General features: G+C 60.9%; 18 protein-coding genes and 1 riboswitch. Of the genes, 14 read left to right on the forward strand and 4 right to left on the reverse strand.

Annotated features, from left to right (window positions below):
• Positions 1-129: 129 nt before the first annotated feature.
• Complete coding sequence (locus tag BLO49_RS05120; RefSeq protein WP_281187199.1) at positions 130-1,716, forward strand: DHA2 family efflux MFS transporter permease subunit; 1,587 nt, start codon at positions 130-132, stop codon at positions 1,714-1,716.
• Between the two features lie 197 nt (positions 1,717-1,913).
• Entirely contained in the window at positions 1,914-2,777 is an 864-nt protein-coding gene (locus BLO49_RS05125) for an isoaspartyl peptidase/L-asparaginase family protein (RefSeq protein ID WP_090645016.1), read from the forward strand.
• Here the strand turns inward: BLO49_RS05125 and BLO49_RS05130 are convergent.
• A complete protein-coding gene (locus BLO49_RS05130; RefSeq protein WP_090645019.1) occupies positions 2,774-3,703 on the reverse strand; it encodes a polysaccharide deacetylase family protein in 930 nt (309 codons plus the stop codon). The two genes, BLO49_RS05125 and BLO49_RS05130, sit on opposite strands and share 4 nt — an antisense overlap.
• A 165-nt stretch (positions 3,704-3,868) precedes the next feature.
• On the opposite strand from BLO49_RS05130, the gene BLO49_RS05135 reads away from it, so the two are divergent.
• From BLO49_RS05135 to BLO49_RS05165, 7 genes are all read left to right on the forward strand, one after another.
• On the forward strand, positions 3,869-4,255 hold the full coding sequence (locus BLO49_RS05135) for a hypothetical protein (RefSeq protein WP_090645022.1): 387 nt from the start codon (positions 3,869-3,871) through the stop codon (positions 4,253-4,255).
• Between the two features lie 90 nt (positions 4,256-4,345).
• On the forward strand, positions 4,346-5,563 hold the full coding sequence (locus BLO49_RS05140) for an amino acid aminotransferase (protein WP_090645024.1): 1,218 nt from the start codon (positions 4,346-4,348) through the stop codon (positions 5,561-5,563).
• Between the two features lies 1 nt (position 5,564).
• Positions 5,565-6,608 (forward strand): 4-hydroxyphenylpyruvate dioxygenase, encoded by a 1,044-nt coding sequence (hppD, locus tag BLO49_RS05145; RefSeq protein ID WP_090645027.1) that lies wholly within the window; start codon positions 5,565-5,567, stop codon positions 6,606-6,608.
• Between the two features lie 104 nt (positions 6,609-6,712).
• Positions 6,713-7,987, forward strand: coding sequence for a homogentisate 1,2-dioxygenase (gene hmgA, locus BLO49_RS05150; RefSeq protein WP_220083695.1), 1,275 nt, complete (start codon positions 6,713-6,715; stop codon positions 7,985-7,987).
• 213 nt (positions 7,988-8,200) lie between these two features.
• Positions 8,201-9,466, forward strand: a complete 1,266-nt coding sequence (gene fahA, locus BLO49_RS05155; RefSeq protein WP_090645033.1) for a fumarylacetoacetase — start codon at positions 8,201-8,203, stop codon at positions 9,464-9,466.
• A gap of 26 nt (positions 9,467-9,492) precedes the next feature.
• On the forward strand, positions 9,493-10,149 hold the full coding sequence (maiA, locus tag BLO49_RS05160; protein ID WP_090645036.1) for a maleylacetoacetate isomerase: 657 nt from the start codon (positions 9,493-9,495) through the stop codon (positions 10,147-10,149).
• The gene (locus BLO49_RS05165; RefSeq protein WP_090645039.1) at positions 10,146-10,502 is read left to right on the forward strand and encodes a Rieske (2Fe-2S) protein; all 357 of its coding nucleotides are present in this window, start codon (positions 10,146-10,148) and stop codon (positions 10,500-10,502) included. The genes maiA and BLO49_RS05165 overlap by 4 nt, the downstream gene beginning before the upstream one ends.
• A gap of 98 nt (positions 10,503-10,600) precedes the next feature.
• Here the strand turns inward: BLO49_RS05165 and BLO49_RS05170 are convergent, their stop codons facing one another.
• Complete coding sequence (locus BLO49_RS05170; RefSeq protein WP_090645042.1) at positions 10,601-11,482, reverse strand: EamA family transporter; 882 nt, start codon at positions 11,480-11,482, stop codon at positions 10,601-10,603.
• A gap of 14 nt (positions 11,483-11,496) precedes the next feature.
• Positions 11,497-11,562, reverse strand: a riboswitch (guanidine-III (ykkC-III) riboswitch).
• Positions 11,563-11,663: 101 nt separating this feature from the next.
• On the opposite strand from BLO49_RS05170, the gene BLO49_RS05175 reads away from it, so the two are divergent.
• Positions 11,664-12,704, forward strand: coding sequence for a glycosyl hydrolase family 18 protein (locus BLO49_RS05175; protein WP_090645045.1), 1,041 nt, complete (start codon positions 11,664-11,666; stop codon positions 12,702-12,704).
• A gap of 369 nt (positions 12,705-13,073) precedes the next feature.
• Complete coding sequence (gene paaC, locus BLO49_RS05180) at positions 13,074-13,859, forward strand: 1,2-phenylacetyl-CoA epoxidase subunit PaaC (protein WP_090645048.1); 786 nt, start codon at positions 13,074-13,076, stop codon at positions 13,857-13,859.
• A gap of 170 nt (positions 13,860-14,029) precedes the next feature.
• Here the strand turns inward: paaC and lhpI are convergent, their stop codons facing one another.
• Positions 14,030-14,950 (reverse strand): bifunctional Delta(1)-pyrroline-2-carboxylate/Delta(1)-piperideine-2-carboxylate reductase, encoded by a 921-nt coding sequence (lhpI, locus tag BLO49_RS05185; protein ID WP_090645050.1) that lies wholly within the window; start codon positions 14,948-14,950, stop codon positions 14,030-14,032.
• A gap of 1 nt (position 14,951) precedes the next feature.
• On the reverse strand, positions 14,952-15,854 hold the full coding sequence (locus BLO49_RS05190; protein WP_090645053.1) for a LysR family transcriptional regulator: 903 nt from the start codon (positions 15,852-15,854) through the stop codon (positions 14,952-14,954).
• A gap of 101 nt (positions 15,855-15,955) precedes the next feature.
• Here BLO49_RS05190 and BLO49_RS05195 point away from each other — a divergent pair, with 101 nt between their 5' ends.
• Genes BLO49_RS05195 through BLO49_RS05205 form a run of 3 tightly spaced genes read left to right on the forward strand, consistent with a single transcriptional unit; the run spans position 15,956 to position 19,959 of the window.
• Positions 15,956-17,251, forward strand: coding sequence for an NAD(P)/FAD-dependent oxidoreductase (locus BLO49_RS05195; RefSeq protein ID WP_090645056.1), 1,296 nt, complete (start codon positions 15,956-15,958; stop codon positions 17,249-17,251).
• Between the two features lie 10 nt (positions 17,252-17,261).
• Positions 17,262-18,797 (forward strand): L-piperidine-6-carboxylate dehydrogenase, encoded by a 1,536-nt coding sequence (gene amaB / locus BLO49_RS05200; RefSeq protein WP_090645059.1) that lies wholly within the window; start codon positions 17,262-17,264, stop codon positions 18,795-18,797.
• A complete protein-coding gene (locus tag BLO49_RS05205) occupies positions 18,790-19,959 on the forward strand; it encodes an acyl-CoA dehydrogenase (RefSeq protein WP_090645062.1) in 1,170 nt (389 codons plus the stop codon). The genes amaB and BLO49_RS05205 overlap by 8 nt, the downstream gene beginning before the upstream one ends.
• Positions 19,960-20,009 lie beyond the last annotated feature (50 nt).

Below are 20,009 nucleotides of genomic sequence, written 5' to 3' on the forward strand. Positions count from 1 at the left end.
GTTTAATGCCCCTCACCCCAACCCTCTCCCCGCTCTCGCAGGGAGAGGGGGTTAAAACACCGTCAAGCCCCCTCGCCCCGTTTACGGGGAGAGGGTTGGGGTGAGGGGCTCCTTTCTTTTAGAGGCTCCATGTCCTCCTCCACTTCTGTCAATACCGCTCCTGCCCCCATGACCGGCGGCCTGCTGGCCCTGACCGCCATCGCCCTGGCGCTCGGCACCTTCATGCAGGTGCTGGATTCGACCATCGCCAACGTCTCGATCCCGACCATCGCCGGCGACCTCGGCGTGTCAACCTCGCAGGGCACCTGGGTCATTACGTCTTTCGCCGTGGCCAACGGCATTTCCGTGCCCCTCACCGGCTGGCTGATGGGCCGTTACGGCGTGGTCAAGACCTTTACCGCCGCCGTTGTCCTGTTCACCATCGCCTCCTTTCTGTGCGGCGTGGCCTGGGACATCAATTCCCTGATCTTCTTCCGCATCCTGCAGGGCGCGGTTTCCGGGCCTATGATCCCCGGTTCGCAAGCCCTGCTGATGATGATCTTCCCGCCCAACAAGCGCGGCACGGCCCTGGCCATCTGGTCGATGACCACGCTGGTGGCGCCGATCTGCGGCCCGATTTTCGGTGGCTGGATATCCGACAACATGACCTGGCCGTGGATCTTCTTCATCAATGTGCCGGTAGGGGCCTTCTGCGCCTTCTTCTGCTGGCGTGGCATGTCTGACCGCGAAACCCCGACCTTCCAGCGGCCGATCGACCGCACCGGCTTTGCCCTGCTGGTTGTCTGGGTCGGCGCACTACAGGTCATGCTCGATACCGGCAAGGAGGCCGACTGGTTTAATTCGCCGGCCATCGTGGTCGAAACCATCATCGCCATCATCGGCTTTATCGCCTGGGTGATCTGGGAACTGAACGACAAGAACCCGATGGTGGATCTGTCCTTCTTCAAGACACGCAACTTCGCCTTCGGCACCCTCATCCTGTGCATCGCCTATGCCATCTTCTTCGGCGCCAACCTGCTGATGCCCCTGTGGCTGCAAACAAATATGGGCTATATTGCCACCTGGGCCGGGCTCGCGGCCGCCCCTTCCGGCGCCGTGGCCGTGATCATGACGCCATTTGCCGCGCGCCTGCTGAATAAATACGACGCCCGTATCCTTGGCTCAGTGTCCCTGCTGCTGTTCGCCCTGTCCTTCTATATGCGCTCACTTTTCACCACCGACGCCAGCTTCTTTGTACTGACCCTGCCGATGCTGGTCATGGGCGCGGCCATGAGCATGTTCTTCATCTCGTTCATTAGTATCGGACTGAATGGCATCCCGCCCCAGCGCGTGCCGGCGGCTTCCGGCCTATCTAATTTCGCCCGTATCATCGCCGGTTCCTTCGCCGCCTCGCTGGTCACCACCCTGTGGGAACGCAGCGAGACCCAGCATCAGACGCGCCTGGCCGAGGTAATGGGCGGCCCCGGAAATCCGGGCGGAGGCGGAGGTGGCCTGAGCGATGCAATGACGAACGCTCTCAATCAGGCGAGCGAACATGGTCTGACAACGGCCCAAGGCATTGGTGTCATCATGCGGCAGGTCTCCAGTCAGGCATTTCTGCTGGCGACCGTCGACCTGTTCCGTATCTCGTCGATCATCATCCTGCTGCTGGTGCCGTTCGTCTGGCTGTGCCGCAAGACACTCGTTCAGGGGCCGGTCACCCACGCGGCGGATTAAGAAAGGTTTGATCCACAGATAAGCCAGATAAGCACAGATAGAAAAGGCGCTTCGCGCCAAGGAACAGATTCCATGCTCCGGCTCGCATCGTGACCATGAAATCTGTGCTTATCTGGCTTATCTGTGGATTCCTTTTTCTTTCTTGCATCCCTCATCGCATAGCGTCATAGCCGGTTACAAACGTAACGGAGATTCCCATGATCGCTTTTGCCCTCCACGGTGGCGCTGGCGCCAAAAAAGGCCGCGACTACAGTGCCGAGATCGCCAATATGCGCGAGATCGCCGAAGCCGCCCGCCTCTCCCTGAGAGCCGGAGCAAAAGCGCTGGATGTCGTCACAGAAACGGTGCGCAAACTGGAAGATTCCGGGCTCTATGTCGCCGGCCGAGGCGCTTCGCCCAACCAGGCCGGCCACTATGAACTGGACGCCAGCCTGATGAACGGCGCCGACCAGACTTGCGGGTCGGTCACCGCTCTGCAGGGCTTCGCCAATCCTATTCTGGTCGCCCGTGCCGTCATGGAAAAGACACCGCACGTCATGCTGGCTGGTGATGGCGCAGCGCTCTTCGCCAACGAGCAGGGCTTTGCGCCGATCGCCGATGAAGCGGACTATTTCACCCGCGCCGGCCGGTTTGAATCCAACCATCCGCCCGGCACATTGGCGCACGGCACGGTCGGCTGCGTCTGCCTTGACTCACACGGCAACCTCGCCTCGGCCACCTCGACCGCCGGTGTTTTCGGCAAGATGGCCGGCCGCGTCGGCGATACGCCCATCATCGGCGCCGGCACCTGGGCCGATGGCCAGACCGCCGTTTCCTGCACCGGCCAGGGCGAATACTTCATGCGCGTCAATGCCTCAGCGCAACTGGCCTTCCGCCACGCGGGCGGGCAAACGCTAAGTGATTCAGCCGATACAGTGCTGCAACAGATCGTCGATATGGACGGCGAGGGCGGCCTGATTGCGTTGAATCGCAACGGCGAGGTCATCGCGCCCTTTCGCTCACAGGGTATGAAACGCGCCTGGTTCTCCGGTGACAGCGAGATCATCTCCGAAGCGTTTTAGCGGCACATCCCGTCGAGATTGCTGATATCGACGTCGGGCGGGGCGTCGCTCCACAGGTCTATGCCCTTTTCCTTCGCCGTGCGCTCGATCAGCAGCCCCTCGCCCTGGTGCGCACTCGCCGCGCTGTAGGCCGGATCGCTCTGCGCCTGGTCGAGCGTCACGAAATGCGCGCCCTCTTCTTCAAAGGCAGTCAGCACTTCCGGCAGCATCAGGGCGGTGAAGGCACCTTCGTGGATCAGCAGGACGTGCGAAATCTGGCGGCCATAGACCTTCTGCGAGGCCATCAGAGAGCGCGCGATCGACGCCTTCACCCCCTGCATATATTGAATCTTCATGCTCTCAATGGCTTCTGAATCGCCCTTGGCCATGCAGCGCGCATAGGTCTCGGTATAGGCCCAGTCATTGAAACTGATCGAGACATCGGCGATCTTGTACTTGTGCGCTTTCAGATAGGCGATAATCCCGGCATGATGAGCGTCGTCACCGGCACTCAGATAAGGAAAGCGCAGGTAGCGCCAGTCTTCACCCTTCATGCGGTCGCGGATGGCCGGTTCGCCTTTTTCCAGGTCGGCCTCGAAAGCCTCCAGCGAGCCGGAATTGATATTCATATGGCTGTAGGTGTGGTTGCCCAGGGGATAGCCGGCGGCGCGCCACATGTCGAGCGCCGTCCCGCTGCCCGGTTCGCGCTCCAGCGCCACGGCATTGACGAAACCATAGACGGCCGGGACATTGTGCGCCTTCAGCGCCGCCAGGTAATCGCGCGCCACATCGATACGGCTAACGCCCGGCGGCACACTGCCATGCGCCGGCAGGTCATCAACGGTAATGGCGACATCGAAACCGGTCTGGGCATGCGCGGAAAAAGCAGCAAACGCCAGAGCGGCGGAACACAGAACGGCAGAACACAGGGCAGCAACAGGCTTCATGGGGCTCATCTCCTTATCCGCCTCTGATGGGCGTTAGCGCTACCCTGCGCCGGAATATGGCGTCTGACAATCACCCCGAACACACAACTTGCAGAAATATCACCGTTACGTTAACTATGCGCATCCAAAAAGCAGGGCCCACAGGGGCCCCATAAGGGGGATGTCATGAACGGTAATATTTTTCTCCGTACCAGCGTTGTTTTCCTGTGCATCGGTATCACGCTCGGCATGTATATGGGCGGCACGCATGATTTCACCCAGATGCCGACCCACGCGCACCTGAATCTTGTCGGCGGCGTCCTGATGTTCCTGGCCGGCCTGTTCTATAATAGCCACCCCCAGCTATCGCGCAAAACCACCCTAATCCACTACGCGATCGCCGTCATCGGCCTGGTGATCTTCATACCCGGCATATGGGGCGCGCAGATCCGGGCGGCCTGGGCAGAACCGGTGGTCGGTATCGGCTCGCTCCTTACCGCCATCCAGATCATTTTCTTTGCGGTCATGGTCTTTATCGGCACCGGCAAAAAATCCACTCTCACGGGCTCGTGAAAACCGGGGACTGAAACAGGTCAAAAAAACGATTGCCACGACGCGGCAACAGGCATAGTTTCACAAGATACTATATCTGTGAGATCCGCCATGACCGCCGACGCCCTGGCCTGCCCGACCCAAACCCGGCTCTTTGACGCGCTGGACGACCAGCCGCTCGATGCCATGCTGACTCTGTTGCGCCAACTGCGCAGTGATCCGCGCGATGGCAAGATCGACCTCGGCATCGGCGTTTATGGCGATGAAAAGGGGCGCACGCCGGTGATGCAGGCCGTACGTCAGGCCGAGCGGATCGTTGCCGAGGCCCAGACCACCAAGGCTTATGTGGCGGCCGAAGGCGATGCACGGTTTGTCTCGCTGCTGGCGCCGATTGTACTGGGTGCCGCGCGCGCCGCCGATGATCGTTATTGCGGAATGCAGACGCCAGGCGGGACCGGCGCTTTACGCCTGGCGGCCGAACTGATCGCCCGCGCCAACCCGGATGCCCGTATCTGGGTCGGCACGCCGAGTTGGGTCAATCACTACGGCCTGATGCGCTCGGCCGGCCTTACAGTGCTGGAGCATCCGTTCTTTGACCAGGCAACGCAGACTATCCTGTTCGACGAAATGATGAGCGCACTCGAAACGGCCCGCACCGGTGACGTTTTGCTGCTGCACGCCTGCTGCCACAACCCGACCGGGGCCGGTTTCACGACCGATCAGTGGCGCGCCATCGCCGATCTCTGCGCGCGCAAGGGCCTGCTGCCGCTGGTCGATATCGCCTATCAGGGCCTGGGTCACGGCCTGGAAGAGGACGCCGCCAATATGCGCGCCCTGCTCGACATTGTACCTGAAGCGCTGATTACCGCCTCGTGCTCCAAGAATTTCGGCCTCTACCGCGAGCGCCTCGGCGCCCTGTGGATCAGGGGCAGCCACGCGCAAGCGGCGCTACGTGCCCGCGCTACCTGCATGAAGGTCGGCCGGTCCATGTGGTCCATGCCTCCCGATCACGGCGCGTCTGTGGTTCGCACCATTCTGGAATCACCCGAACTGACCGCAAGCTGGCAGGCCGAACTCACCACCATGCGCGCCCGCCTGAACGCCATGCGTGCGGAACTGGCGCGAGCCGTGCCGCAACTCGCCTCGGTGGCGCAGCAGACCGGCATGTTCGCCCTGCTCCCGCTCAGCCGGGAGGCCGTCACTGAGCTTCGCGTCCGAGATGGCATCTACATGATCGAAAACGGCCGCATGAACATCGCCGGCCTGACCTCTGAAAACCTGCCGCGTTTCGCCGCGGCCTTAGCCCCGTCCCTGAGCAAAGGAGAATAAAATGACTGCTAATCCTTTAGGTCTCAATGGTTTTGAGTTTGTCGAATTCACCGGCCCGGATACAGCCGCCATGGCGGCGCAACTGGAAATGCTGGGCTTTGTCGCCGCCTCGCGCCATAAGACGCGCGATATTGTCCGCTACAAGCAGGGCACGATCAACTTCCTGCTGAATACCGCCGCCAGCCAGCAGGCGCTAGATTTCGCCACGCATCACGGCCCTTCGGCCAACGGCATGGCCTTCCGCGTCACCGATGCGAAAGCCGCCTATGAACTGGCCTTGCAGAACGGCGCGCAGGCGGCCGATGCGTCACAAGGCGCACTTGGCAAAGGCAGTTTCGCGTTGAAGGGCATCGGCGGCTCGCTGCTCTATCTCGTCGATCATGATATTTACGCTGACTGGGACGCCGTGCCCGGCGCCGCGGATGACGAGCACCTGAACAGTGTCGGCTTCCAGGTGCTCGACCACCTGACGCACAATGTGGCGCGTGGCCAGATGCGCACCTGGTCAAGCTTTTATGCCCAGGTTTTCGGCTTCGAGGAGCAGAAATATTTCGATATCAAGGGCCAGGCGACGGGCCTGTTCTCACAGGCGATGATCGCGCCGGATGGCAAGCTGCGCATACCTCTCAACGAGAGCCAGGACGACACAAGCCAGATCGAGGAATTCCTGCGCCAATATAATGGCGAAGGCATCCAGCACATCGCGCTCACCACGAACAATATCTATGAAACCGTTGAGAAACTGCGCGCCCGTGGCGTGAAATTGCAGGACACGATCGAGACCTATTACGACCTCGTCGATAAACGCGTGCCCGGCCATGGCGAGGATCTGGAGCGCCTGAAAGCCAACCGTATCCTGATCGATGGTAATGTCGGCGAAGAAGGCATATTGTTGCAGATATTCACCGAGAATACCTTTGGGCCGATCTTCTTCGAGGTTATCCAACGCAAGGGCAATCAGGGCTTCGGCAACGGCAATTTCCAGGCGCTGTTTGAGTCGATTGAGCTGGATCAGATACGGCGCGGGGTCATTAAAGTGGCGTAACCTCTTGTACCTCCCCATCTCCGATGGGGAGGGGGACCGTCCGGCGAAGCCTTCAGGCGAAGACGGATGGTGGTGGGGTTTCTTGCTTTTACAGGGAAACAACAATGACGGATAACCCTGCATACATGACCGGCTTCGGCAATCATTTCTCCACCGAGGCGGTGCCCGCTGCCCTGCCGGTGGGCCAGAATTCACCGCAACAGGTGCCTTTCGGCCTCTATGCCGAGCAACTTTCCGGCTCGGCCTTCACTGCGCCGCGCGCTGAGAACCGCCGTGCCTGGCTCTACCGCCTGCGCCCCTCAGCCAGCCACGCACCGTTCACCCTTTACCGCGATGCCCCCACCTTCGCACCGCCGACGCCTAACCGCCTGCGCTGGTTGCCGCTGACTGCGCCTGACAAACCGGCCGATTTCATCGACGGCCTGACTGCCTACGCCGCCAATGGCGACCCAGCCGCCCAAACCGGCGTCACCGTCTGGCTCTACGCCGCCAACCGCTCGATGAACCGCGCTTTTTTTGATGCCGATGGCGAATGGCTGATCGTGCCGCAATCCGGCCGGTTGGTGATCTTTACCGAAATGGGCGTACTGAAAATCGAACCTTTGCAGATCGCCGTCATTCCGCGCGGCGTGAAGTTCCGTGTCGCTCTGCCCGATGGGCACGCGACCGGCTACGTACTGGAAAACCACGGTCATCCGTTCCGCCTGCCCGACCTCGGACCGATAGGCGCCAACGGCCTGGCCAATACGCGCGACTTTGAAACACCAGTCGCTGCCTTCGAGGATATCGATGGCGATTACGAGCTCATACAGAAGTTCTGCGGCCGGCTTTGGACCGCAAAACTTGATCATTCACCGCTCGATGTCGTGGCCTGGCATGGCAATCTGGCGCCGTATCGCTACGACCTGCGGCGCTTCAACACGATCAATACCGTCAGTTTCGACCATCCCGATCCGTCGATCTTCACTGTACTGACCTCGCCATCGGAAACACCCGGCACGGCCAATGCCGATTTCGTCATCTTCCCGCCGCGCTGGATGGTGGCCGAACATACCTTCCGCCCGCCGTGGTTCCACCGCAATATCATGAGCGAATTCATGGGCCTGATCACCGGCGCCTACGACGCCAAAGCCGAGGGCTTCGCGCCCGGCGGCGCAAGCCTGCACAACTGCATGAACGGCCACGGCCCGGACAAGGCGAGCTATGAGGCCGCCATCGCGGCCGATCTCAAACCGCACAAGATTGAAGGAACAATGGCCTTTATGTTTGAGAGCCGCCTGCCCTTTATTCCGACGACCTTCGCCATGGAAACGCCGCTGCTGCAACGCGACTATGACCAGTGCTGGGACAATTTCAAAAAGGCTAAATCGCCAAAGTAAAGAAGGTTTATCCACAGATTACACAGATTATGCGGGCGCTACCGCGCCCTCGGTGTCTGAACTAAATATAGCGCTATAGCGACGCGAAGCGTCACATGTGCATTTTTTTCTCAGTAGTCCGGCACAAACGCGGAAAGGGCGCGGTAGCGCCCGCATAATCTGTGTAATCTGTGGATCACCTAAATCTCACGCACCACAAACACTGAAGCCAGAATGATAGACGCAACCCACGATCCAAAACTGACCTCATGGGTCGCCAACGCCAATGATCATGCGGACTTCCCCGTCCAGAACCTGCCGCTCGGCCTGTTCTCGCCGGCAAATGAGGCGCCGCGTCCAGGTACGGCCATCGGCGACCATATCATCGAATGGCAGGCGCTTGTCGCCGCTGGCCTGAGGCTGGATAGCCCAACCATGGAAGCCGTTCTGGCCACGCCGGCCCTGCGCAAGTCCGTGCGCCAGCAACTGTCAAACCTGCTCAGCGATCCACAGTACCGCGAAGCCGCCGAGCCCTATCTTCATGCCGCCGCTGACTGCACCCTGCACCTGCCGACGCGCATCGGCGACTATACCGACTTCTATGCCGGCATCCATCACGCGGTAACCGTCGGCAAGCTGTTCCGGCCGGACAATCCCCTGCTACCCAACTACAAGCATGTGCCGATCGGCTATCACGGCCGTGCTTCATCCATCCGCCCCTCCGGTGCGCCTGTCATCCGCCCGAAAGGGCAGACCAAGGCGCCCGATGCTGAAGCCCCATCTTTTGGCCCCAGCAAGCGGCTCGATTTCGAACTTGAACTCGGCATCTGGATAGGCCCAGGCAACGATCTCGGCCAGCCCATCGATATTGCTCAAGCCGCCGATCATATCGCCGGCTACTGCCTGCTCAATGACTGGTCGGCGCGCGATTTCCAGGCGTGGGAATACCAGCCGCTCGGCCCTTTCCTGGCCAAGAACTTCATGACCACGATCTCACCATGGATCATCACGCCGGAAGCCCTGGCGCCTTTCCGGTTGGCGCAGGCGCCACGGCCCGAAGGCGATCCAAAACCCCTGCCCTATCTGTGGGATGCAGCCGATCAGGCGGCCGGCGCGCTGAAGCTCTCGCTGGAAGTATTGATAGAAACCGCCGGAATGCGCGCGCAAAACCTGCCGCCGTTTGCCCTCAGCCGTAGCGAGGCGCGCCATATGTACTGGACCCCGTCGCAGCTCCTTACCCATCACGCCAGTAATGGCTGCAATCTGCAAACCGGCGACCTGCTGGGCACCGGCACCATTTCAGGCCCTGCCCCAGACAGCGCCGGCAGCCTGCTGGAACTGTCCGAAGGCGGTAAAAAACCCGTGACTTTGCCGTCAAATGAAACACGCAGCTTCCTTGAAGACGGTGATGCGCTTATCTTGAGGGCATATGCCGAAGCCGACGGCTTTGTCCGCATCGGTTTCGGAGACTGCCGCGGGCGCATTTTACCCGCCGGATAAGAGCCAGATAGAGAAAGCAGGCGAGGATGCTCAAATTGCATGATTACTGGCGCTCCAGCGCCGCCTATCGCGTTCGCATTGCGCTCAATCTCAAGGGACTGGACTACAAACAGGACAGTCATGACCTGCGCACCAATGCCCAGCATCTCGATAGTTACAAGGCGCTCAATCCGCAAGGTCTGGTGCCGGCGCTAGATATCGGCGGCCATGTCCTGACGCAAAGCTTGGCGATCATCGAATGGCTGGAGGAAACCTGCCCGGAACCGCCGCTTCTGCCGCGCGCCGCCGCCGACCGTGCTGTGGTCCGCGCCATGGCGGGCCTGATCGCCTGCGATATCCACCCGCTCAACAATCTGCGGGTGCTGCGCGAACTGAAAAAGGACTGGAACGCCGACGAGGCCCAGACGAAGATGTGGGCCAAGGGCTGGATCGCCGAGGGATTTACGGCCCTTGAAACCCTCATCGGCCGGCATGGCGGCGGTTATTGCTTCGGCGAGCGCCCGACCCTGGCCGATTGTTTCCTGGTGCCGCAGGTTTTTTCCGCGCAGCGCTTTGGGGTCAGTCTTGATCCTTACCCGAATATCCGGGCGGTGAACGAGCGCTGCGACGAGCACCCGGCCTTTTCGCGCGCCCATCCGGCGCACCAGCCCGATGCCGATACGGTCGATTTCAATACCAGATGAGTTTACGCGTCTACGCCACCCCCGCCGGCGTAAAACTGGGGCCAAAGGATCTCATCGCGCCTGACACGGCGCGCAACTTCGTGCTGGAAATCGGCGAGGCGCATTTTCATGGCTTCGTGGTACGTAAAGCCGATGACTATTACGGCTATGTCGATCGCTGCCCACACGCCGGCCTACCCCTGGCGCAGGAACTGGACGACTACCTGACGCCCCAGGCCGACCTGATTTCCTGTAGCTGGCATGGCGCCCTGTTCCGCATCTCCTCCGGCCAGTGCGTTGGTGGCCCGTGCGCTGGGCAGTCGCTGACGCCATGGCCGGTACGCGTGGAAGAAGGCTTTATCGTCACCGCCTAAAGGTTTGGAACCACGAATGGACACGAATAAACACGAATGTTCGTATCGCCTATTCGTGTTTATTCGTGTCCATTCGTGGTTCGTGAATCCTTGGTCTTTTAAGCCGTCGCATCGTTCGATCCACGCTTTGCCGTAAGACTCGATCCCGCTGAAGCGATAATAACCAGCGCCACCGCCAGCCATTGCAGCGGCGTCAGAAGCTCATGCAGGATAACAAGCCCCAGCAGAGCGGCGACCGCTGGCTCCAGGCTCATCATCAGGCCAAAGGTCTTGGCGGGCATGGCTTTCAGCGCGATCATTTCCAGCGCGTAGGGAATGGCGCTCGCCAGGATACCGATGCCGACGCCATAAAACAGTATGGTCGGCGACAGAAGCGAAGCACCGGCAAAGGCCACGCCGATCGGCACGGTGAAGATGGTCGAAAAGGCCATGCCAAGCGCCACGGCCTTGCCTCCGTGTACCCGATCACCGACCTTTTGACCGACAATGATATACAGTCCCCACAGCACGCCGGCGATCAGGGCATAGACCACGCCCAGCAGATCAAGTGCCGTGCTGCCTTCTCCCCCCAAACCTTGCCAAGGCAGCAAGATCAGCAACCCCGCTACGGCACAGGCCACCCAGATAAAATCGCTCCATTTGCGTGACCCCAGAATCGCCACGGTGAGCGGACCGGAAAATTCCAGTGCCACGGCGATGCCGAGCGGAATGCGGGCGATCGAAGCATAAAAGACCAGGTTCATGACGCCGAGTATGGCGCCATACAGCGCCAGCACCGGCCAGTGCTTGCGCTCCGGCCCACCACGCCACGGCTGGAAGACGATCAACAGGGAGACGGTGGCGAAGAACTGGCGCAGCGCCGTGGTGCCTTCGGAGCCCACCAGCGGGAAGACATGCTTGCTCAGCGTGGCGCCAAGTTGCACCGAGACTATGGCGATGAGTATGGCGACAATCGCCCACAATTTTGGATTTTTAGACATGGTTCGACTCCGGTGTGGCGTCGTCTTGTCGTAACCGGGTACGGCGCACCTCGTCCGGAGAATATCTGCAGCTACAATAGCCAGTTGGTGACAGCATCTCAACGGATGGGAAAAATAAAATTGGTCTTGTTGCTTATGACCAATAGGTAGGTCACCCTCTCCGAAAATGGAGGGAAACATCATGAAACCGCTCATCGCGCTGATAGCCTCTGCGGCCCTGATCGCCACGCCAGTCGTTGCGAAACCCGCGCCAAAGCCGGTGATTATCGGTTACCTGCCAGCCTTCAAGGGCCCCATGCTGCCCTATATGGATACCATCGACCTGACGAAGGTGACCCATATCAACCTGTCTTTCGTCAACCCGGATCCGCAGGGACTGATCGTCAATGGCGACCTGATGGCCTGCATGGATACCGAAGGACATGGCGCCCTACCGGTCGCCGATGTACAGGCGGTGATCGACCGCGCCCACATTGCCGGCGTCAAGGTGCTGATCTCCCTCGGCGGTGGCATCATTCCGAAATGCTCCGGCGAATGGCCCACCCTGCTCAGGCAGGAAAACCGCGCTGTCACCGTGGCCAATCTCATAAAGTTTCTCGATGACACCGGCCTCGATGGCATCGATGTCGACCTCGAATGGGATGTGCTGACGGCCATCGATAAGGCCGGAGAATACACGCCCTTTGTCCAGGCCTTGAGCGCCGAACTGAAGAAACGCGGCAAGCTGCTCACCTGCGCCACCGCTTCGGCCGAAGGCGGCATGGTGCCGGTCTCGTCCGTGCCGTATTTCGATTATGTGAACATCATGTCCTATGATGCTGTTGGCCCTTCATGGGGCACGCCAGGCGATGAGCACGCCACCCTGGACATGGCGAAACACGACATCGCCGTCTGGCAGGCGCGCGGCGTGAAAAAGAGCCAGTTGGTGTTGGGCGTGCCGTTTTATGGCCATGCCTTCGGCAGCTACAAACTCGGCTTCCACGATTACAAGGGCCTGCTGGCGGAATATGGCGATACGGTCGCCGAAAGCGATATCCTCGGCAAGGCGTGCGCCGGTTGCGATTACGTCACTTATAATGGCCGCCCGACCATCCGGCTGAAGGCCGAACTGGCCCGGCAGAGCGGCGCCGGCGTCATGATCTGGGAACTGACCGCCGATCAGCCTGGCTCGAACAGCCTGCTAGATGCCCTGCATGACTCGCTTAATTCTACCGCGGAGTGAATTGCGCGGCATAATTTCCGATTGCGCCGCACTATACGACAGAATATCCCGACCTGTCGTTAATTTTCCAAATTTGACATAAATGTCAGTATTTGAAATTGACCCTGCGTCGGGTTTTTTGTATTGTATTTTCAATAACAAGAGAAAACGCCACAGACAGCACCATGTTTACGCCTCCGCGCCTCCGCCAGGATCCGAGTACCACCTCGACTCCAAGCCACACCCAGACAGCGTGCGTAAACCGGGCGGCGCCCCTCGCCACACAGAGTGAAAATGCTGCATCCTGCCACGGTGCAGCATTTTTTGTCACTGGCGTCGAAACGCATTAGCCCCACCCTCGATGAAAAAGGATACAGGGAACAAAACGCTATGAAAACCAGCACAAAAACGAAGCCCGCCCCTCAAACCGACAATGCCGTTTTTGAATATGCGCTGCGCCTGGGCGATGATGCCCTCATTCTCGGCCAGCGTCTGAGTGCCTGGTGCGGCCACGCCCCCAGCCTGGAGGTCGATCTCGGCCTCTCCAGCCTGGCGCTCGATCTCGTCGGCCAGGCCACCTTCTGGCTGGAACTGGCTGCCCGGCATGACCCGCAGGGCCGCGACGCCGATACCCTGGCCTTCCGCCGCGATACCCACGATTTCCATAATTGCCTTCTGGTCGAGCAGCCGAATGGCGATTTCGCCCAGACCTTGGCGCGGCAGTTCCTGTTTTCCAACTATCAGCTTCTGTTCCTGGAAGCGCTCAAGGGCTCATCCGACAAGGCCATGGCCGACATCGCCGCCAAGTGCGCCGGAGACGTCGCCTATCACGTCGATTTCGCCCGCGACTGGATGATTCGCCTGGGTGATGCCTCCTGTGTCAGCCATCAGCGCCTGGTCAAGAGCATGGACTTCATGTCCCACTTCGTCGATGAGCTGTTCATCATGGACGAGGTCGATAATGCCCTGCTGGCGGATGGCATCTCCATCTGCAAGGCGGCTTTGCGCGACGAATTCGATCATCGCATTGCCAGCGTATTGAGCGAGGCCGGTCTGACGCCGCCCAAGGTAAGGCGTTCGGTCATTTTGGGCCGCAAGGGCCACGACAGCGAACATGTGGCTCTGCTGCTGCACGACATGCAGATCCCGCCACACGAGGCCGATCCACGTTGGTAAGAAAGTCAAAGTTGATCCACAGATTACGCAGATTTGCGGGCGCTACCGCGCCCTCTGTATACGCGTTATCTACTGTGCTTAATAACGCAGGCAACTCGCGGCAGTCCGTCATGATTATAAAAAGGGCGCGGTAGCGCCCGCAAATCTGCGTAATCTGCGGTTCCCCTTTCCTACCCTACAGCCAAGCTCGCCGCCGCCAGATCCTGCGCGGCATCGCCCACGCTCTTGAACAGGGTGATACGGCCTTCACGGTCAGACACAACCTCACCGGCGCATAACGTCTGCAAGGTGCCCTTGATCATTTCATGATGCAGCAAACCGGTGGCTATGGGCTGGGTCAGGTCACCGGCTTCGCTCAGGGCGGCAAAAGTATCAACCCAGATGTCGGCGCGCGTAATGGTCGCGTCATCGGCCTCGCGCATATCCTTCAGATAGCCGCCGATCAGGGCCACATGCTGACCCGAACGCAGCCATTCTCCCCTGATCAGCGGTTCGGTCGAAAGCGTGGCACAGGCGATGATATCGGCTTTTGCCACTCCGGCTGCCAGATCGGTGCAGACCTCGGCGTGGAAGCCGCCGGCCTTAAGCGCCGCGACCAGTTTCTCGGCATTGGCGGCGGTCGGGCTGAAAACCTGGACCGTCTCGATGGCGCGCACCGCCCGGTAGGCAAAGGCCAGTTCCGAGGCGATCCGGCCTGAACCGACCAGCAGCAGGTGCTTCGCACCATCCACAGCCAGCCGATCTGCCGCAATGGCCGCCACCGCCGCCGTGCGCCGCGCCGTCAGTTCGCCGCCGTCAAGCAGCGCCATATGTTCGCCGGTAATGGCATCGAACAGCAGGTAGCTGGCCGTCACCGCCGGCAGGTGGCGGCGCGCATTACCAGGCGTGACATTGACCACCTTCACCCCGCCCATACCCTGACTCCAGGCTGGCATCATCAGCAGGGTGGCGTCGGGTTCGCCGGAATTACTGATCGTATGGACATGGCGCTGCGGCGACCTCGTCTCGCCCTTCAACAGCTTTGGCAATTGCGCCGTCAGCCTGGCATAGGGCAGACGTTCGATCAGGTCGTGCGCGGTCAGGTTTTGCATCTTATTGTCCGTTATCGGCGATAGTTTCGGTGACAAGCCAGTCGCGGAAGGCGACCAGCGGTGGATGGTCGGCGCGGTCTTCCGGCCAGACGAGATAATAGGCTTCGGCATTTTTCATGGGCAAATCGAGTGCCCGCACCAATTGGCCGGTGCGCAGTTCCTCCTCGATCAGGAAGTCCGGCAACAGGGCCACGCCCAGACCGGCCCGCGCCATCTGGGCCATGGTGGCGAACTGGTCGAACAGCATACCCTGAACATGTTCGGCCGGAGCGTCGTTCTGGCGCAACCAGCGCTCCCAGGCATCCGGCCGCGTGGTAATGTGCAGCAGTGGCGCCTTACGGATATCAGCCGGGGTCTCGAACCTGTAGCGCTCCAGCAGCGCGGGACTACACGCCGGCACGACATATTCTTCACGCAACAGCAGGGTCTCTGCCCCCGGCCAATCACCGGTTCCGTGGTGGATGGCGGCGTCCATCGCTTCCTGACGGAAATCGAAGGCGGTCAAACGGGTGATCAGGTTGAGCGTGGTGCCGGGATTTTGACTGAGGAATCCCGGCAGGCGCGGCGCCAGCCAGCGGGCGCCGAAGGTCGGCAAAACGGCGAGGTTGAGCGAGCCGCCGAAGGGATTGGCGCGCAGATTGAGCGACGCCGTACTGATCTTTTTCAGCGCGTCGCGGATTTCGCGGGCATAGGCTTCGCCGCCGGGAGTCAGGCGGATGGTCTGGCGCTCACGGTGGAACAACTCAACCTCAAGCTGGTCCTCCAGTGCCTTGATCTGGCGGCTGACCGCGCTCTGGGTCAGGGCCAGTTCGCGCGCCGCCGCCGTAATGCTGCCGGTGCGCGCCGCGGCTTCGAAGGCCTGCAGGTGAGCGGTAGGCGGCAGAAAGCGGCGTGGTGCCAACATCAGACTTCATTCCAAATGAGAATGACATATTGCCGAAATGGCAATGGATAAGCCCCATATTAGCGCGTATAAACCAGTTGTCCATACAGATATGGAATGACATGCCCAAGTCTATAAGTGCCAATACCAAAACACACGGTCTCTGGGAAACCACTGCACCGGCCGCTCCGGAAACGGCCACGTTGGCTGCCGAAATACGCACTAGCGTCTGTATCATCGGCGGCGGCTATACTGGCAATTCGGCGGCGCTGCACCTGGCGAAAAAAGGCGTAGCTTCGATCGTTCTTGAGGCCAAAGAGATCGGTTTCGGCGGTGCCGGGCGTAATGTCGGGCTGGTCAATGCCGGCATGTGGGTCATGCCCGATGAACTGCCGAACGTGCTGGGTGAGGTCCACGGCGACCGCCTGCTGAAGCTGCTAGGCGATGCGCCTTCGGTCGTTTTCGAGATCGTCGATCAATACCGAATCGAATGCCAGCTTCAAAAGCATGGCACCCTGCATTGCGGCGTCGGTCAGGTGGGGCTTGAAGAGTTGCAACAGCGCGAAACGCAGTGGCGGCTGCGTGGCGCCCCGGTGCGTTTGCTCTCCGCCGAAGAGACGGCCGAGAAGGTCGGCTCCAATGCCTATACCGGTGCCCTGCTCGACCTGCGCGCCGGCACCATTCAGCCGCTGGCCTATGTGCGTGGTCTGGCCAAGGCGGCGCTTAAAGAAGGCGCGACCATCTACACCGGCTCGCCCGCGCTGGAGGTGACAGCCGAAGGTGCGCAATGGCGCGTGAAGACACCGCAGGGCTCGGTCATCGCCGACTGGGTGATCATGGCCACCGACGCCTATACCAGCGGGCCATGGGAAATTATCCGGCGCGAACAGGTCCACCTGCCCTATTTCAACTTCGCCACCGTGCCGTTGCCAGAGGATATCCGCGCGACCATCCTGCCCGGCAAGGAAGGCGTGTGGGATACGAAAGAAGTCCTGTCCTCCTTCCGTATGGATATCCATGGCCGCCTGATCTTCGGCAGCGTCGGCGCGTTGAAGGGCGTGGGCGAAGCCATTCACCGCGACTGGGCTTTGCGGGCTTTGCACAAGATTTTCCCCCAAATTGGCAATGTCGCCTTCGAGGCCGAATGGTACGGCCAGATCGGCATGACCGACGACAACCTGCCGCGTTTCCACAAATTCGCGCCGAACGTCATCGGAATCAGCGGCTATAATGGCCGCGGCATCGCGCCGGGCACGGTCATGGGCCGCACCCTGGCCGAACTGATCGCCGGCGAAAAGGGCGAAGGCGATCTGCCCCTGCCCGTCACCACGCCCGCCGAGGCGAAGATGCGGGCGCTCAAGGAAGTTTTTTACGAGGTCGGCGCTCAGGCGGCGCACCTCACGGATTCACGTTTCTAAGGAACCGAACATGATCACCGAAACCACACGCTTTGCGGAAGATGTCTCCGCACTTCTGAAGACCCTCGGCGTCGCAGCCAAGACCTATACCGGCGGTACGCTGGCCGTTACCTCACCGGTCACAGGCGAGGTCATCGCCAATGTCGTCGAGACCTCGGCCGCCGACGCCAAGAAAGCCATCGACGCCGCCCACAAGGCGTTCCTCGACTGGCGTGTTATCCCTGCCCCGAAGCGTGGCGAACTGGTCCGCATCTTCGGTGAGGAACTGCGCGCCCACAAGGCCGAACTCGGCAAGCTGGTCTCCATCGAAGTCGGCAAGGTGACCTCGGAAGGTCTCGGCGAAGTGCAGGAAATGATCGACATCTGCGATTTCGCCGTCGGTCTCTCCCGCCAGCTTTACGGCCTGACCATCGCCACCGAGCGCTCAAGCCACCGCATGATGGAAACCTGGCAGCCGCTCGGCGTCGTCGGCATCATTTCGGCTTTCAACTTCCCGGTCGCCGTCTGGGCTTGGAACGCGGCCCTCGCCCTGGTCTGCGGCGACTCGATCGTCTGGAAGCCGTCGGAAAAGTCGCCGCTCACCGGCCTCGCCACCCACGCGCTGTTTGAGCGTGCCCTCAAGCGCTATGTCGATGAAGGCTATGACGCCCCGGCCGGCCTTTCAGCCCTGATCATCGGCGCCCGCGAGATCGGCGAAGTGCTGGTCGATCACGAGAAGGTCGCCCTGATCTCCGCCACCGGCTCGACCGCCATGGGCCGCGCCGTCGGCCCCAAGCTGGCCGCCCGCTTCGCCCGTTCGATCCTCGAACTCGGCGGTAACAACGCCGCCATCGTCGCGCCGACCGCCGACCTCGACCTGACCCTGCGCGGCGTCGCCTTCGCCGCCATGGGCACGGCCGGCCAGCGCTGCACCACCCTGCGTCGCCTGTTCGTCCATGACAGCGTCTATGACACCCTCGTCCCGCGCCTGAAGAAGGCCTATGCCTCGGTCAAGATCGGCAATCCGATGGAAGACGGCACCCTGGTCGGCCCGCTGATCGACAAGCTGGCCTTCGATGGCTTTGAAAAGGCGCTGTCGGAAGCCAAGGCGGCCGGCGGCGTGGTCACCGGCGGCGAGCGCGTCACGGTCAGCGGCGACAACAGCTATTATGTCCGCCCGGCGATCGTTGAAATGGCCAAGCACGAAGGTCCCGTCCTGCGTGAAACCTTCGCGCCGATCCTCTACGTCCTGCGTTATTCCGACGTGAAGGACGCCATCGCCATGCAGAACGATGTCGGCGCCGGCCTGTCGTCGTCAATCTTCACCAACGATATCCGAGAAGCCGAACTCTTCATGTCGGCCGCCGGGTCGGATTGCGGCATCGCCAATGTCAATATCGGCACCTCCGGCGCTGAAATCGGCGGCGCCTTCGGTGGCGAAAAGGAAACCGGCGGCGGTCGTGAATCGGGTTCCGACGCCTGGCGCGCCTATATGCGCCGCACCACCAACACCATCAATTTCGGCAGCACCCTGCCGCTGGCCCAGGGCGTGGTGTTTGATGTCTGATTTTCAATGGGATGATCCGCTTTTGCTCGTCGAACAACTGAGTGACGACGAACGCATGATCATGGAAGCCGCGCGCGACTATGCGCAAGGCTCGCTGATGCCGCGTGTGCTTAAGGCCTATGGCGAGGAACATACCGACCGCGCCATCTTCAACGAGATGGGCGAACTCGGCCTGCTGGGCGCCACCTTGCCGGAACAATATGGCGGCGCCGGCGCGTCCTACGTCGCCTATGGCCTGATCGCCCGCGAGGTCGAGCGCGTCGATAGCGGCTACCGCTCGATGATGAGCGTTCAGTCGTCGCTGGTCATGTATCCGATCTATGCCTATGGCTCGGAAGACCAGCGGATGAAGTATTTGCCAAAGCTGGCTTCCGGTGAATGGGTTGGCTGCTTTGGCCTGACCGAGCCTGATGCCGGCTCCGATCCCGGCTCGATGACCACCCGCGCCGAGAAAATAGATGGCGGCTACCGCCTCACTGGCACCAAGATGTGGATTTCCAACTCGCCCATCGCCGATGTCTTTGTGGTGTGGGCCAAGCTCGATGGCGTCATCCGCGGCTTCGTGCTGGAAAAGGGCATGAAGGGCTTAAGCGCGCCGAAAATCCACGGCAAGCTGTCGCTTCGCGCCTCGATCACCGGCGAGATTGTCATGGATGGCGTCGAGGTCGGTGAAGACGCGCTCCTGCCGAATGCATCGGGCCTCAAGGGACCGTTCGGCTGCCTGAACCGCGCCCGTTACGGCATCGCCTGGGGCGCCATGGGCGCCGCCGAGGATTGCTGGCACCGCGCCCGCCAATATGGCCTCGATCGCAAGCAGTTCGGCAAGCCGCTGGCCCAGATGCAGCTCTTCCAGAAGAAGCTGGCCGATATGCAGACCGAGATTACGCTTGGTCTGCAAGCCGCTTTGCGCGTCGGGCAATTGTTCGACGCCGGCAAAATGCAGCCGGAAATGATCTCTCTGATCAAGCGCAATAACTGCGGAAAGGCCCTCGACATCGCCCGTCAGGCGCGTGATATGCATGGTGGCAACGGCATCCACGAGGAGTTCCATGTCATGCGCCATGCGCAGAACCTGGAAACCGTCAACACCTACGAAGGCACGCACGACGTCCACGCCCTGATCCTTGGTCGGGCGCAAACGGGATTGCCGGCGTTCTTTTGATGAAAAGCGAGATACCCCACCACCACGCCTCAAGAGAGGCGCGGTCCCCC

It is taken from the genome of Asticcacaulis taihuensis, assembly GCF_900100255.1.
Taxonomy (GTDB): Bacteria; Pseudomonadota; Alphaproteobacteria; order Caulobacterales; family Caulobacteraceae; genus Asticcacaulis; species Asticcacaulis taihuensis.

Excerpts from the sequence above, each read along its gene's own strand:
- BLO49_RS05120 (WP_281187199.1), top strand. The coding sequence starts at position 130 with ATGTCCTCCTCCACTTCTGTCAATACCGCTCCTGCCCCCATGACCGGC.
- BLO49_RS05125 (WP_090645016.1), top strand. The coding sequence starts at position 1,914 with ATGATCGCTTTTGCCCTCCACGGTGGCGCTGGCGCCAAAAAAGGCCGC.
- BLO49_RS05130 (WP_090645019.1), bottom strand. The coding sequence starts at position 3,703 with ATGAAGCCTGTTGCTGCCCTGTGTTCTGCCGTTCTGTGTTCCGCCGCT.
- BLO49_RS05135 (WP_090645022.1), top strand. The coding sequence starts at position 3,869 with ATGAACGGTAATATTTTTCTCCGTACCAGCGTTGTTTTCCTGTGCATC.
- BLO49_RS05140 (WP_090645024.1), top strand. The coding sequence starts at position 4,346 with ATGACCGCCGACGCCCTGGCCTGCCCGACCCAAACCCGGCTCTTTGAC.
- hppD (WP_090645027.1), top strand. The coding sequence starts at position 5,565 with ATGACTGCTAATCCTTTAGGTCTCAATGGTTTTGAGTTTGTCGAATTC.
- hmgA (WP_220083695.1), top strand. The coding sequence starts at position 6,713 with ATGACGGATAACCCTGCATACATGACCGGCTTCGGCAATCATTTCTCC.
- fahA (WP_090645033.1), top strand. The coding sequence starts at position 8,201 with ATGATAGACGCAACCCACGATCCAAAACTGACCTCATGGGTCGCCAAC.
- maiA (WP_090645036.1), top strand. The coding sequence starts at position 9,493 with ATGCTCAAATTGCATGATTACTGGCGCTCCAGCGCCGCCTATCGCGTT.
- BLO49_RS05165 (WP_090645039.1), top strand. The coding sequence starts at position 10,146 with ATGAGTTTACGCGTCTACGCCACCCCCGCCGGCGTAAAACTGGGGCCA.
- BLO49_RS05170 (WP_090645042.1), bottom strand. The coding sequence starts at position 11,482 with ATGTCTAAAAATCCAAAATTGTGGGCGATTGTCGCCATACTCATCGCC.
- BLO49_RS05175 (WP_090645045.1), top strand. The coding sequence starts at position 11,664 with ATGAAACCGCTCATCGCGCTGATAGCCTCTGCGGCCCTGATCGCCACG.
- paaC (WP_090645048.1), top strand. The coding sequence starts at position 13,074 with ATGAAAACCAGCACAAAAACGAAGCCCGCCCCTCAAACCGACAATGCC.
- lhpI (WP_090645050.1), bottom strand. The coding sequence starts at position 14,950 with ATGCAAAACCTGACCGCGCACGACCTGATCGAACGTCTGCCCTATGCC.
- BLO49_RS05190 (WP_090645053.1), bottom strand. The coding sequence starts at position 15,854 with ATGTTGGCACCACGCCGCTTTCTGCCGCCTACCGCTCACCTGCAGGCC.
- BLO49_RS05195 (WP_090645056.1), top strand. The coding sequence starts at position 15,956 with ATGCCCAAGTCTATAAGTGCCAATACCAAAACACACGGTCTCTGGGAA.
- amaB (WP_090645059.1), top strand. The coding sequence starts at position 17,262 with ATGATCACCGAAACCACACGCTTTGCGGAAGATGTCTCCGCACTTCTG.
- BLO49_RS05205 (WP_090645062.1), top strand. The coding sequence starts at position 18,790 with ATGTCTGATTTTCAATGGGATGATCCGCTTTTGCTCGTCGAACAACTG.